At 63.4% G+C, this 13673-nt stretch carries 12 protein-coding genes; 1 reads left to right on the top strand and 11 read right to left on the bottom strand.

What is annotated here, in order from left to right:
- Positions 1–141: 141 nt before the first annotated feature.
- On the bottom strand, positions 142–1080 hold the full coding sequence (locus ATY76_RS17480; RefSeq protein ID WP_088675970.1) for a sugar kinase: 939 nt from the start codon (positions 1078–1080) through the stop codon (positions 142–144).
- Positions 1067–2101, bottom strand: coding sequence for an SPFH domain-containing protein (locus tag ATY76_RS17475; protein WP_088675969.1), 1035 nt, complete (start codon positions 2099–2101; stop codon positions 1067–1069). Before ATY76_RS17475 ends, ATY76_RS17480 begins: the two co-directional genes overlap by 14 nt.
- A gap of 127 nt (positions 2102–2228) precedes the next feature.
- On the opposite strand from ATY76_RS17475, the gene ATY76_RS17470 reads away from it, so the two are divergent.
- Positions 2229–2924: an NUDIX domain-containing protein gene (locus ATY76_RS17470; protein WP_088675968.1), complete on the top strand. Its 696-nt coding sequence runs from the start codon at positions 2229–2231 to the stop codon at positions 2922–2924.
- Between the two features lie 118 nt (positions 2925–3042).
- On the opposite strand, the gene ugpC is transcribed toward ATY76_RS17470, so the two are convergent.
- The 9 genes from ugpC to ATY76_RS17425 all read right to left on the bottom strand — a co-directional run bounded on the left by ugpC (position 3043) and on the right by ATY76_RS17425 (position 13672).
- Positions 3043–4113, bottom strand: coding sequence for a sn-glycerol-3-phosphate ABC transporter ATP-binding protein UgpC (gene ugpC / locus ATY76_RS17465; RefSeq protein WP_088675967.1), 1071 nt, complete (start codon positions 4111–4113; stop codon positions 3043–3045).
- Positions 4114–4124: 11 nt separating this feature from the next.
- Positions 4125–5645, bottom strand: coding sequence for a DUF5060 domain-containing protein (locus ATY76_RS17460; RefSeq protein ID WP_088675966.1), 1521 nt, complete (start codon positions 5643–5645; stop codon positions 4125–4127).
- Between the two features lie 30 nt (positions 5646–5675).
- On the bottom strand, positions 5676–6560 hold the full coding sequence (locus ATY76_RS17455; protein ID WP_088675965.1) for a carbohydrate ABC transporter permease: 885 nt from the start codon (positions 6558–6560) through the stop codon (positions 5676–5678).
- On the bottom strand, positions 6557–7456 hold the full coding sequence (locus ATY76_RS17450; protein ID WP_088675964.1) for a sugar ABC transporter permease: 900 nt from the start codon (positions 7454–7456) through the stop codon (positions 6557–6559). Before ATY76_RS17450 ends, ATY76_RS17455 begins: the two co-directional genes overlap by 4 nt.
- 191 nt (positions 7457–7647) lie before the next feature.
- Positions 7648–8901, bottom strand: coding sequence for an extracellular solute-binding protein (locus ATY76_RS17445; RefSeq protein WP_088675963.1), 1254 nt, complete (start codon positions 8899–8901; stop codon positions 7648–7650).
- Positions 8902–8971: 70 nt separating this feature from the next.
- Positions 8972–9619 carry a dihydroxyacetone kinase subunit DhaL gene (gene dhaL / locus ATY76_RS17440; RefSeq protein ID WP_088675962.1) on the bottom strand — a complete coding sequence of 216 codons (648 nt, stop codon included), beginning with the start codon at positions 9617–9619 and terminating at the stop codon, positions 8972–8974.
- 3 nt (positions 9620–9622) lie between these two features.
- Positions 9623–10627, bottom strand: a complete 1005-nt coding sequence (locus ATY76_RS17435; RefSeq protein WP_088675961.1) for a dihydroxyacetone kinase subunit DhaK — start codon at positions 10625–10627, stop codon at positions 9623–9625.
- A gap of 139 nt (positions 10628–10766) precedes the next feature.
- Positions 10767–12641: a hypothetical protein gene (locus ATY76_RS17430; protein WP_088675960.1), complete on the bottom strand. Its 1875-nt coding sequence runs from the start codon at positions 12639–12641 to the stop codon at positions 10767–10769.
- Complete coding sequence (locus ATY76_RS17425; protein WP_088675959.1) at positions 12638–13672, bottom strand: Gfo/Idh/MocA family oxidoreductase; 1035 nt, start codon at positions 13670–13672, stop codon at positions 12638–12640. Before ATY76_RS17425 ends, ATY76_RS17430 begins: the two co-directional genes overlap by 4 nt.
- Between the last annotated feature and the right edge of the window lies 1 nt (position 13673).

Genomic DNA, 13673 nt, shown 5'->3' with positions numbered 1-13673 from the left:
CACTAGGCGATACCAGCGGCTCGGCCACGATATGGGACGCTGCTCAGCAAAATCTACCGAGTAGAAGCAACGGAAATAATGATGGATATCACTTCCGCAAAACAGCCAAGGAAAACAAAATCAAACTGTTACCTCACCTCCTCACACCACCAGCAACCCCTGCCTCTCCGCCAGCGTCACCACCGCCCGCGTCCCGGCGTTGAATTCCAGAAAATCCGCCTCAATGCCGTCGCTGAAGATGACGCCATGTTCCGGCATTTCGGAGACGATGGTCAGGGGCTGGTCCTGGGATACGAGACCGGCGACGATGGTGGTGCCGGTGGTGCGGCTGGGGAAGGGTTCGCGGACGAAATAGCGGAGGTAATCGGCGTCCCAGGAAAACGACATGTCGATCGTTCGCTCGGTGGGTTCGAGCCCGAGGGCGCTCGCGGCTCCGAGCCAGCCGGAATAGAGGCTCTTCAGCCAGCCGGTCGAGCCCATGCCTGTCGAGACGATGATGCCGCTGGAGGACTGGCGCTCCTCGCGCTCTTCGGCCTGCAGGAGATAGCGGGCCGAGACATGGCTTTGCGGGCCGATGAAGAGATCGTTGACGGCGTGGATGACGGCGCCGGTGTTCAGCGTCGCCTTGGCCATGCTGACGCGCTTGATCGGCCGCTTGTTCCTCAGTGCCTCGCCGATCACTCTCGGAAGGCTCTTCGGGTTGAAGGGAAGCAGCAGGCCGTCCCAGCGCATTGGGTCGGGGTTGACGCCCAGCACCGGCTGGCCGTCGAGATATTTCAGCGTATTGGCGACCAGCCCGTCCTGGCCGAGCACGACGACGACATCGTCGGGGCCGAAGACGAAGTTCGGGAGGTAGCGACGGTCGAGGCGCTGCACGCGGGCGACCGCGCGCAGGCTCGCCTCCACCTCGGCGATCGCCGTCTCGTAGCGCTTCTTCTCGGCGAGGTAATCGCTGAAATCGGCGCCGAGATGCTCGACATAGAACTGCGCCTGCTGCACCGTGTTGAACCGGGCGATGAGTTCGTCGAGGCGGGTCGGGCGGACGACCAGGATGATCTTGCGTTCGTCAGAGGCCGGCACGGTCCTTGCCCTCCTGCGGCTGCAATATCTCGCGCAGGAGATCGGGCGAAACGTTGAGCTGGCCGATCTTCGTCGCATTGTCGGCAAGGTCGCGGAAGGCGAGGGCCATCAGCTGGCCGGGCTTCATGCCGACCGAGGCAAGCGCCTGCAGCACTTTCGGATCGGCCTGCTCGAAGGATTTCATCATCGCCGTCAGCGCATAGGCCTGGGCGTCGGCCTCGGCCTTGGCGTTGGTCGCGGCAAGCGTCACCAGATCGCGGTTCTGCTCTTCCAGCGCGATCTTGCCGGCCATTTCTTCCCGCCGGATCTGCAGCTGTCGTTCCTGCACGGCGCGTTCGGCTTCCATCTGCGCCTCGCGCACCTGCCGCCTCTTGTTCTCCAGCGTGATCTCGGTGGCGATCTCGTTTTCCTTGATCGTCCGCTCCTGCTCGATCGCGGCATTGCGCCTGCTATAGATCGCCTCATCGGCCTGGCGGAGCAGAGCCTCGCGGGCGTGGGCCTCCAGCGCCTTTGATGTCTCGGCCTTCGGCATGACGGCGAGCAGCGACAGGCCGAGGATTTCGAGGCCGAGCGCTTCGATCGTCGGGTGTACCTTGAGCGCTTCCGCCACGCCGGCGACGAGCGTCTCGCCCGAAGCAAGAACCTCCTTCAGCGACAGCATCTGAACCTCGGCGCGCATCGCCACCTGCACGCGGTCGATCACCCGGGTCGAAAGCTTCTGCGGATCCTCCGAGGCATAGCGGCCCTTGCGGTCGAGCGTAAAATTCAGAAGTGCCGCCGTGCGGCGCGGCTCGGCGATGCGATAGGTGATCTGCCCCTGCACGGTCACTTCCTGGAAGTCTGACGTCACCAGCGGAAAGATGAAAGGGTCGTTGACGCTCGCCGTCGGCACCAGCACCAGCGAACTCGACGGCGCGAAATGCCAGAAGGCCAGGCCGGCGCCTTCGCGGACGGCCTTGCCGTTTTGATATTGGATGACGTATTGCGTAGGTTCCGTCTTGATGAAGCGCAGTCCGAACATGACCGTTTCCCTGTTCTCGGCGCGAGCCCCTGCTCGTGTCGGAATGGAGAAAACATGACTTAGTGATAAATGTCAACTAACTTAGTTGAAGATTTACACTAAGGCTCGCGCATGCTATGGTCGCATCATGACATCGCATGACAATGACGCCTTCAAACCGATCGCGACCGTCGATCTCGCGATCTTCTCGCTGTCGCCGGCGGGCCTCTCCGTGCTTCTCGTGCGGCGGGCGAACGCGCCCTTTTCCGGCGGCTGGGCCTTGCCGGGCGGCTGGATCCATATTGACGAGGATGCGGATCTGGAGGCTGCGGCGCGACGCGTGCTGAAGGAAAAGACCGGCGTCGAAACACCCTATCTCGAACAGCTGCAAACCGCGGGCAGCGCCAGCCGCGACCCGAGGGGCTGGAGCATCAGCATCGTCCATATCGCGCTGCTATCTGCCGATGACGTCGCCCAACGGCAGGGTGGAATGGCTGGAGAGGCGGAATGGCGGCCGATCGAGGGCGAGGGCGTCGGCTTGCCCCTTGCCTTCGACCATGCATCCCTCCTGAAGGAGGCGCTTGGCCGCATCCGCAGCAAGGTCGAATATTCAAGCCTGCCCGGCCATCTGCTGCCGGTGCATTTCACCTTGAGCGAGCTGCAATCGGTCTATGAGACCCTGCTCGGCCGCAAGCTCGACAAATCGGCCTTTCGAAAGCGCGTGGCCGAAGCCGATTTCCTGGAGCCGGTCAAGGGCGAAATGCGCCGGGCGAGCAACCGGCCCGCCCAGATGTTTCGCCTGAAGGACGCCCAGTCCCTGGCGCTCTTCGACCGAAGGATTTAGAGCGTGTCGCGAAAAAGTGTGCGCGGTTTTGCGATAACGACACGCGGGAAAATAAAGACCTAAAGCACGGGGAACGAATCTGAAAGATCGCGACGTGCTTTAGAGCCCTTGCGCGGGATCAGGCGCTGAGACGCTGCTGCGTCTGCTGGTCGAAGAAGTGCACCTTCGACGTTTCGAAGGAGAGCTTCACCGGCTGTTCGGGAGCGAGATCGACACGCTCGCGCACCACCCAGGTCAGTTCCCTGCCGTCGACGTCGACGGCGACATGGGTTTCCGATCCCGTCGGCTCGACCACCTTGACCACGGCATCGACGCCGGCCTCGCCGCCGAAGGCGATGTCTTCGGGACGGATGCCGAGCGTCAGCGGCCGGTTGGCGGAATGGGCCGGAGCACGTGAAAGCTTCACGCGCGAGCCGCCGTTCAATGCCAGCGCCGGGCTGCCGGCATCGGCGATGGTGCCTTCGAGGAAATTCATGGCGGGGGAGCCGAGGAAGCCGGCGACGAAGATGTTGCGCGGCTTGTCGTAGAGTTCGAGCGGGCTGCCGATCTGCTCGACGCGGCCGCCATGCAGCACGACGATCTTGTCGGCCATGGTCATGGCCTCGATCTGGTCATGGGTGACGTAGACGATCGTGGTCTTCAGCCGCTGATGCAGCGCCTTGATCTCGGCGCGCATCTTCACCCGCAGCTTCGCATCGAGGTTGGAGAGCGGCTCGTCGAAGAGAAACACTTTGGGATCGCGGACGATCGCGCGGCCCATGGCGACGCGCTGGCGCTGGCCGCCGGAAAGCTGCGCCGGCTTGCGGTCGAGCAGCGGCTGCAGGCCGAGGATCGCGGCCGCTTCGCCGACCTTCTTCTCGATCTCGGGCCGCTTGGCGCCGGCAAGTTCCAGCGCAAAGCCCATGTTCTGGGAGACCGTCATCTGCGGATAGAGCGCATAGTTCTGGAAGACCATCGCGATGTCGCGATCCTTCGGCTGCAGATCGTTCACCACCCGCCCATCGATGCTGATCTCGCCGCCGGTGATGTCTTCAAGACCGGCGATCATGCGCAGCAAGGTCGACTTGCCGCAGCCGGAGGGGCCGACGAGAATGGTGAATTCGCCATCGGCGATCTCCACGTCGACGCCGTGGATGATATCGACCGCGCCGAAGGATTTCTTGACGTTTCTGATGCTCAAGCCAGACATGGACTTACCTCTCAACGTTTCCTGCGCACGCGCAGCGCCTGGAACGGCTTGCGCGGGATTTTCACGCCGAAGGCGGCGTCCGGCTTGCCGCCGCGCACGACCGAGCCGTGGCGCGTCGGATGCGGAACCGGTGCGGCCACCTTCTCGGCCGGGGTGATCGTCATCTCCCAGGTGTCGATGATATCGACATCGTAATCGTCGCCATCGACCGGGAGGCCGGTGGACCAGACGACCGGCTGATGCTCGCCGAAATAGATCAGGCGGAAATCGCCGTCGCCGTCACGCGCGCCCGACACGCGCGACCAGGGCCATTCGCCGATGACGCCGAGCGGCTCGAGGCCGTGCTTGACGTCGGCCTCCAGCAGATCGCGCAGGAAGCCGATCCGCTTCCACGCTTCGCCGCGCAGTTCCCCGCCCTTGGCCCACCAGATCAGGTCCTCGGGATGGGAATAGGTCTCGCCATGGCCGGCATAGCCGCCGCGCGCCATGGTGATCCAGAAGCGGTGCACCAGTTCGCCGGCATGGAGATTGCCCCAGGACTGCAGGATGTCGCCCTCATATTCGGGCTCGTCGTTGACGACGGGCTTGCCATAGGCATTGCGCCATTCCTGGGTGCGCTTGACGTCGGGGTTCTGAATGCAGGTGTGGGTGACCCACGGCTTGCGGTGATCGAAATTCGCCGTCACGTCGCCATTATGGATGGAGCGCAGATGCTGGTAGGGATCGTTTTCCTCCAGGATGTGGAAGTACCGGTCCCACTGCGCCATCGGTTTGGTGTCGATCAGGAAATCATATTCGTTGGCGAGCGACCACCAGACGTTCCGGTAGGCGGCAAGGCGCGCGGCGAGATATTCGACATAGCGGAAATCCTGCTCGGCCGACATGTCGGCATAGCCCCAGCGGTCGTAGGGATGGAAGATGATGATGTCGGCCTCGATGCCGAGGCCGCAGAGAGCCGCGACCTGCTGCTCGAAATGCCGGAAGGCGGCAGGGTTCGGGCGGTCGAAGTCTTCCTTGCCGTCGGCGCCGCGCTCGAAGCAGGCGTACAGCGGCTCGTTGACGTTATAGGGATAATCCTTCGGAAAAACGCCCATGCGCATCTTGTTGAAGCGGGCCTTCTTCAGCGTTTCCAGCGTCTGCCTCTGCATGTCGAGCGGCTGGTGCGTCCAGGCGTAGCAGGTCGTTCCGAAAGAGAGGAAGGGCGTGCCGTCGGCATAGGCGAAGTGGAATTTGTTGCGCACCCGCACCGGGCCGTGATTGCCTGACGAAGGGGCGGTCGCGGCTAAAGTGCCGGTCTTGCCGTCGAGGGCTGCGGTCTTGGAGCGCGTCCTGAACGACCACTCGCCCTCGCTGTCTGGCATGAAGCGGATGCGGTAGGTGCCGTTGCCGTCGTAGAAACCGGGCACCCGCACTTCGCGGCTCTTATGGGTGAAGACGGCATCGAATGCCACGTCGAGATAGGGATTGCCGCCGGCCGGCCCTTCGAAGGCGGCCTCGAACACGCCCCATTTTTCGACTGCTGCATCGGACATTCTGTCTCTCCTCGTAAAATGATTTCGCGATCAGCCCTTGACGGCGCCGGAGGTGAGGCCGGAGACGAAGTAGCGCTGGAACATGAGATAGACGATCGTCGCCGGAAGCACGGTCATGACGATCGCGGCGTTGAGCTGGCCGTAATTGCTGGAGAACTGCCCTTGGAACGACATCAGGCCGAGCGGTAGGGTCCACATGTGCTGGTCCTGCAACAGCACCAGCGCCATGGCGAATTCGTTCCAGGTGGAGACGAAGTCGAGGATGAGCAGCGCGGCGAGCACCGGCAGGCAGACCGGCAGGAAGATCCTGCGGAAGATGGTGAAATGGCTTGCGCCGTCGATAAGCGCCGCTTCCGAAAGCTCCTTCGGAATGCTCTTGAAGAAGCCGTGCAGGATGAAGACCTGGTAGGGCACGCCGAAGGCGATGTAGGGCAGGATGACGCCGGGATAGGTGTCGATCAGCCCGAAGGAATTGACGAGCGTGAAGAGCGGCGCCAGCATCACCTGGAAGGGGATCATCGTGCCGAAGACGACGAGAAGCAGCAGCGCCTTCGAGATCCTCAGCCTGATCTTGGCCAGCGCATAGGCGGCCATGGCCGAGAGGAACAGGCCGAGCGGCACCTTGATGACGGTGATGATGACGCTGTTGAAGAAGGAGTTGGCAAAATTGCCGCGGCTCCAGGCAGCGCTGTAATTGTCATAGGCAAGCTCGGTCGGCGGCATGAAGGCGCCGGTGCTCGTCACCGCCGCCGGCGTCTTCAGCGAGGTGAAGACGATGAAGATGAAGGGCGCCACCCAGATGAGCGCCACGAGAACGAGCGCGATCCAGAGACCGATCAGGACGGGGTCGCGCTTCATCGACGACGGCTGGACGTCGGCATGCACGGCGGCGGTATCGCTCGGCACTGCTGTCACGATTCGACCTCCTCATGCTTCTGGGTCCATCTCAGATAGGGGATGACGACGGCCATGGTGATCAGCAGCAGGACGACGGAGATCGCCGCGCCCCGACCGAAATCGAAGATCTGCATGGCCTGGGTGAAGGCCCAGAGCGCCAGCATCTGGGTCGATTGGGCCGGGCCGCCGCCGGTCAGGCCGTAGACGATGTCGAAGGCCTTCAGCGACGAGATGACGGAAAGAACGAGAACGATGGTGATCGTCGGGCGCAGCGCCGGCAGCGTCACATGCTTGAACACGGCCCAGCGGCCGGCGCCATCGATGCGCGCCGCCTCGACCAACGTCTGCGAGACATTCTGCAATCCGGCGAGGAACAGCACCATGGAGAAGCCGACCGTCTGCCAGAGATAGGCGACGAAGACAGAGTAGAGCGCGATATCCTTGTTGCCGAGCCAGTCCTTGATCCAGCCCTGCATGCCCCAGGAGGTCAGCAGCTGGGCGAAGAGGCCGAAGAAGGGATCGTACATCCACTTCCACATGGTGGCGACGGCGATCGGCGCGATGATGACGGGCAGGTAGAAGATCGCCCGCAACCCGTTGCGGCCGAAGATCTTCTGGTTGAGGCTGAGCGCCAGCAACAGGCCGACCATCGGCGGGAAGATCAGGCTCATCAGGGTCCAGATCACCGTGTTGCGGAAGGCGACCCAGAAGACAGGGTCGCGGGTGAAGATCGCCGAATAATTGGCCATGCCCACGAACTGCCGGTTGGCATCGAGCCCGTTCCACTTCTGGAAGCTCAGGATGACGACGTTGAGCATCGGGTAGAGCGCGAAGACCGCGTAGATCGCCAGCGCCGGCACCAGCAGGATGGCCGCCTGCATGCGCGGATCATGTGTCGATTGTCGAAGTGACATGCTTTCCTCCTACAGCGCCGCGCGTCCTTCAGACGCGCGAAGGACGCTGTAGCGCTTTGAATCTGCGCATCGTGCTTTCCGAAAATCGATTCCGATTTTCGCGCCGATGCGCTGGCAGGGCCTTTGCAGCCAGCTCGCGAAAGAAGGTGCCGGCCGATCAACATGGTCGATCGGCCGGCGCTTGGGAGGAATCAGGTTCTGCTGGCGATGAAGCTCTGCAGCTGCTTGGCCGCCTCGGCCGGCTCGGTGTTGCCGGAGGCGACGTCGTTGATGACGCGGAAATATTCCGTCGTGACATCGAGCGGGAAGGCCTGGTCGCCGTTCATGTAGACCTTGCCGTATTTCTGGAAGATGCCCAGCCATTCCGCCTCGAGCGGCTTCTGGTTGGCATATTGGACGTTCTTGTTGACGGACGTCGAGCTCAGCTGGCCGAGCAGATCCTGCTGCACCTTCGTCGACAGGAAATAGTCGAGGAACTTGGCGGCAATGTCAGGATTCTTGCTCTTGGTGCTGATGTAATTGTACTCGGCGAAGCCATAGAGACGTTCGGTATTGGTCGGGAAGGGGAAGATGCCGTAGTCGTCGAGATTGGCGCCGGAGCCGTTGAGCTGGCTGACCAGCCAGTCGCCTTCGAGCATCATCGCCGCGCGGCCCGCCGTAAAGAGGCTGTAGGACTGCTTGTTGTCGATGCCCATGAAGGGCTGCAGCGTATAGTCCTTGGTCCACTTGGCGAATTCGGCGAAGGCGTCCGTCGCGCAGGGCTCCTTGGTCCAGTCCAGCGTCATCGCCTTCAGCGCGTCGTGCTTCTCGGCGCCGCACTTGGTTTCGAGGATGACGTCCATCAGGCGCATGACGTGCCAGTTGACCGTGCCGCCGAAGGTGAAGGCGGGAATGCCCGCGGCCTTCAGCTTCTCGGCGGCGGCGAGAAGCTCCTCATAGGTCTTCGGCTCCTCGGTGATGCCAGCCTGTTCGAAAAGCTTCTTGTTGTAATAGACGGCTTCGCCCTTGAAGGTGAAGGGAACGCCGTGCTTGCCGCCGGGATAGAGATCGGCGAAGGCGGCTGCCGACGGCAGCAGTTCGTCGGTCCACTTATATTCGGTGTAATACTTGTCGAGGGGCAGGGAGAGACCGGCCTTCACATATTCGCCGCCCAGGCCGAGGCCCGCCCAGCTGAAATAAATGTCGGGGCCCTTGTCGGAGCCGGCCGCGACGCGCAGCGCCGTCTTGTGCTCATCGACGGCGCGCTGGACGATCTCGACATGCGTTCCCGGGTTCGCCGCTTCGAAATCGGATGCCACCTTCTTCAGAGCCGTATTGGCGGCGTTGTTGTCGAAGTTGAGGGTCCAGAGCGTGATGTCTTCGGCAAGAACCGGCGTCGCGGCGAAAGACGCCATGGCGATCGCGACGATGCTCGCCGTCTTCAATTTCGCGGATAGGGTCAGCATTACCGTCCTCCTCTTGATAAGCCGGCCCCTTGTCGCAGATGATCATTTACATGTCAACTGGTATGATGAGCTAACCATCACGATGCTGTGTGAATTTCGCGATGGAGGCAATGACGATCGCGGCCGACGCCGCGCCGGGGTCGATGTGGCCGATCACCCTTTCCCCCAGCCGCGACGCCCGCCCCTTGGCGGCCGTCATATCCCTGGTCGCTTCGCATCCCTGGCGCGCCGCCCGCTCGGCCAGATCGAGACATTCGAGGAGGGAAGCTCCCGATGCCCAGGCCTCGAGCGCCGCATCGGCCGCGGGCTTCCAGGCATCGACCATGGTCTTTTCGCCGGGCTCGGCCTTGCCGCGCTCCTGAATGCCCGTAGCCATCGCCGCGAAAGCGCGCAGGAACTCCTCGTCGCTGAGATCCGGCCTGTCCTTGACCGCGGCGCCGGCGCGCATGAAGGCCGTCGCATAGAGCGGGCCCGACGATGCGCCGACCGCATTCAGGAATGCCTTTGCTGCCGCGTTGAAGGCAGCCGTCGGCGCGGCCTGCGCGGCGTCGAGTGCTGCGACCGCCTTGGCCGCGGCCTCACAGCCGGCATCCATGGCAAGGCCGTGATCGCCGTCGCCAATCGCGCCGTCGAGTTCGCAGAGATGGTCGCGATGCGCCGCGATATCGGCGGCGATCAGGGCAAAGAGATGCTGCAGGTCTTTGGTCGTGATCACAATCGATCACCTCCTGAACATGGCGCAGTCGCAGGGGTGGTCGATCAGCCGCTGAAGCTCGTCGTCGAGATGCATGATGGAGACGGATGCTCCGGCCATTTCGAGCGAGGTGCAGTAGTTGCCGACGAGCGATGTGTGGAGGACGAGCCCGGCCTCGTCGAGCCGCGCCTTCACCCGCCGCATCATGATGTAGAGCTCCATCATCGGCGTCGAACCCAGCGAATTGACGAGCACGGCGACACGATCGCCGCGGTCGGCCTTCATCTCCCGGAGAAGATTGTCCATCAGCTCGTCGGTCACCGCATCGGCCGGCTTCAGCGGCCCGCGCGCCACGCCGGGCTCGCCGTGGATGCCCATGCCGATCTCCATCTCCTCCTCGCCGATCTGGAAGTTCGGCTTCAAGGTCTGGGGCAGCGAGCAGGGCGAGAGCGCGACGCCCATCGTATAGGTGCGCGCATTGGCATGGCGGGCGGCGCGCTCGACCTCGTCGAAGGAATAGAGAAGATCGCAAGCCGCGCCGGCGGCCTTGAAGATGAAGACATTGCCGGCCACGCCGCGCCGCCTGTCCTTCTGATCGGCTGGCGCGGAGGCGACATCGTCAGTGGTCAGAACAGTGCGCACCGCGATGTTGTCGAGCGCCAGCATTTCCGCGGCCATGTCGAAGTTCATGACGTCGCCGGCATAATTGCCGTACATGAAAAGCACGCCGACGCCGCCGTCGACGGCCATGGCGCAGGCCATGATCGGATCGGGCGGCGGCGAGGCGAAGACGTTGCCGATCGCGGCGGCATCGGCGAGCCCCTTGCCGACATAGCCGAGGAAGGTCGGCTCGTGCCCGGAGCCGCCGCCGATCACCAGCCCGACCTTGCCCTTGCGCGGGCCGTTTCTGGCAATGATGGCGCGCGGCATGCTGTCCACGGCATAGAGGTGCTCGGGATGCGCCGCGAGAACCCCTTGCAGCATCTCATCGACGGCATTCGCCCCCGCATTGATAAGCTTCTTCGTCATCACGCCGATCCTCCCCAGAACGAGCTCCGACTGAATAGATGCGGCGGGCGGGCCAGAGGTCAATCCGCTAGAGCATGATGCCGAAAAGTGTGAGCGGTTTTCGGACGACATCATGCTCTAACTCTTTAATTTAGAACAGGATTCAGATTTTAGGCCAACCGGGCCTAAAATCATCCTGTTCTAGCGGCAAGGCGGCCGTCGCGAAGGGCGCAAGCCGCAGCTCTTCGGCCAATGCGCCGCCATCCACCCTTCGCTCTTCGCCTGTGAGATTGACCATGTAGAGCTTGGCGCCAGCGGCATCCCTTGCGACGAAAGACAGCACTTCGGAGGGCGAGGACGAGATGCATTCCTGCCAGGAGGCACCCGCAAGTGCCGACAAGGTCCGCACCGTGTTGAAGAGCGGCCGCCGCCCGCCTTGCTCGACTGGTTCATCGGGGCCGGCGATCAGGCCGAATGGACCGGTCAGCGCCGATAGCGTCAGGCATTCGAGGCCGGCATCCAGCACCCGAATGGCATAGCCGAGCGCGAAGGCCTCGGCGAAGCGGCCGTTGTGGCGGGGATCGCGGTTGGCCATCGGAATGCGCCCACTGGCGAGATTGTCCATCGTGCGGCTGCCATAGGGATTTTGCCGCATCGGGATCGTCGAGGGGCCGATGCGATAGGGCTTGTCGCCGTAGATCGCGCGGACGGAGCGCGTGATGAAGGGCAGCGCCTCCAAGGTCTGCATGACGCTGAGATCGTCGGCCGCGTGCACGATCGGGTTGGTGCAATGGCTGACGAAATCGATCTCGCCTGCCGGCACGCGCTTGCGGTTGAGCTCGGTGAAATAGCTCAGCATACCGCCGCCGATGCGAATGCCGGGGAAGGCGGCGCGGGCCGCGGCATAGACCTCTTCGAGGGGAGGGCAGTCCGGCCATTTGCTGCCGGGCGGCGTCGATTGCCGGTCGACGGAGGGCGAAATCAGGATCGCATCCGGACGAAAGCCTGCGATCTGCATCTGCCGGGCGATCCCGGCTGCCTCGACTGCCGGCGACGATTTGCAGGGAAGCGCGATCTCCAGCGTTGAGCGGCCGTGATGGAGAGCCGCGATCGCGGCGAAGTTTTTCAATGCGTCGGGGCCATGCCCGGCGTCGGGATCGAAATGGAAGAGCAGCTCGCGAGGCGCGATCTCCGCCAGGAGGGATCCGCCCGCCAGTGTCGCCTCGGCCTCCTCAGGGGTCACGATCACACCGATATCGGGCATGGTGCCGGTTCGCGTACCGAGCTCGAGCCTTATGACGCTGCTCTGCTTCGCGGCTGACGACGCAACGGAACGGCTGATATCCGTGATGATGAGCGACGTCTTCTGCCGGACAGGCTGGTTCGCCGGTATCTGGTAAGGCCAGGGCAAGGCGAGCGGCCGGACATAGGTCTTGTAGGAGGCGTCGGACCAGTTGCGCTGGTCCTCCGTTTCGAACGTGTCGCCCTCCATCCGGCATTCCGCGCTCACATCAGGCATGACCTGATGGGTGATGGCGCGCATGTCCTTGAAGGGCTGCCACGGCTCGATGACATTGGGAAAACGCGTCGCCGCGATCTGGCCGTCGACATGTTCGACCGCCGCCGGCGAACCCGCCACGCCGACGATCGGATGCAGGATGCAGAAGCCGCAGCGATTGGTTTCGAAGCCGGTCTCGGAGATGGCTTCGGCCTCGAAATCGAGCCGGTGCTGATTGCCTGAGATGCGGACGTCGATGACGAGCGTCGTCGCATCCGGTCCCTGGCAGCGGGCGAGATAGGCGACCTCGAAACGATCCTCGCCTTGCTCGACCCTGAGGTCTGTGATCTCAGGGCTGTAGGTGCCCCAGTCCCGGTCGCGGACGAGGTAGGAAATCGCCCGCAGCACCTCGACGCCGTCGTAGCGGATCGTGCGGAGATTGCCGTCGGCGAGATCGGCCGTCAGCTTTCCCGCCGTCAGGCGGACCGGCGGCCTTTCCGCAGTGCGGGTGCCGTAAAGCTGGAACGCATCGGCGGTCATCGCAGCAGAGCCCGGACATCGATCGTCTGGCCGCGGGCGGCGCTGTCATAGGCGGCCTCGACGAGGGCGAAGGTCTTCAGATTGTCGGCGCCCGAGGTCGAGTGCTCCGCGTCGCGCCTGAGCTGGTCGACCCAATGCTGCTCGATCGCAAAGACGCTTTCCTGGATGTTGTGCCAGGGCCGCGAGGCCCAGGGCAGAAGCTTCGGCGAGACATCCATCCTGGTCGTGCCCCTGCCGTTGGTGATCTCAAGGCCGTAGCCCTGGCTGAGGCGGATCGTGCCTTCGGAGCCGTCGAGCTCGATCAGAGTCTCGGGGAAGGGCTCTTTCGACAGCCTGGTGGCGTAGCTGACATCGACGACGGAGGTGGCGCCGTTCTCATGATCGAGCAGGATGGTCGCGACATCCTCGCCCTTGATCCCAGGGTTGACCCGCTTGGTGCGGGCGGTCACCGCGCTGACGTCGCCGAGGATATAGCGGGCGATGTCGAGCGTATGGATGCCGAGATCTTCGATGATGAAACGCTCGCCTTCGGCGAGATAGGGCTGGCCGGAAAAGACGTCATAACCCGAGCGGAAGGAGAAGCGGCCCCAGAAGGGCGTGCCGATGGCGCCGGCATCGAGCGCCTTGCGCACCGCCTGGATCGGCGTCTGCCAGCGGAAGTTCTCGTGCACCATCAGCGCCACGCCGGCAGCCCGGCAAGCCTCGACCATCGCCTTGGCATCCGCCAGCGTCTTGGCGAAAGGCTTCTGGCAGATGGCGAGGATCTTATTCCTCGCGGCCATTTCCACCAGGGCGCGGTGGCTTTGGACTGTCGTGGCGATATCGACGAAATCGAAGCCGCCATCGGCAAACATCGCCTCGGCATCGCTGTAGCGCCGCTCGATGCCGAACTGGTCGCCGACGAGCTTCAGCCGCTCGGGATCGCGGTCGCAGATCGCGACGATCTCGGCGCCGTCGACATCGTTCCAGGCATGCATCTGGTTGATCGCAAAGAAGCCGCAGCCGATCAACGCGCCTTTCAATCCGGTCATG

Origin of the sequence: Rhizobium sp. R339, assembly GCF_002211395.1 — a bacterium.
GTDB lineage: Bacteria > Pseudomonadota > Alphaproteobacteria > Rhizobiales > Rhizobiaceae > Rhizobium.
The sequence above is the reverse complement of the archived record's forward strand: the minus strand, read 5'-3'. Positions and strand labels throughout refer to the sequence as shown.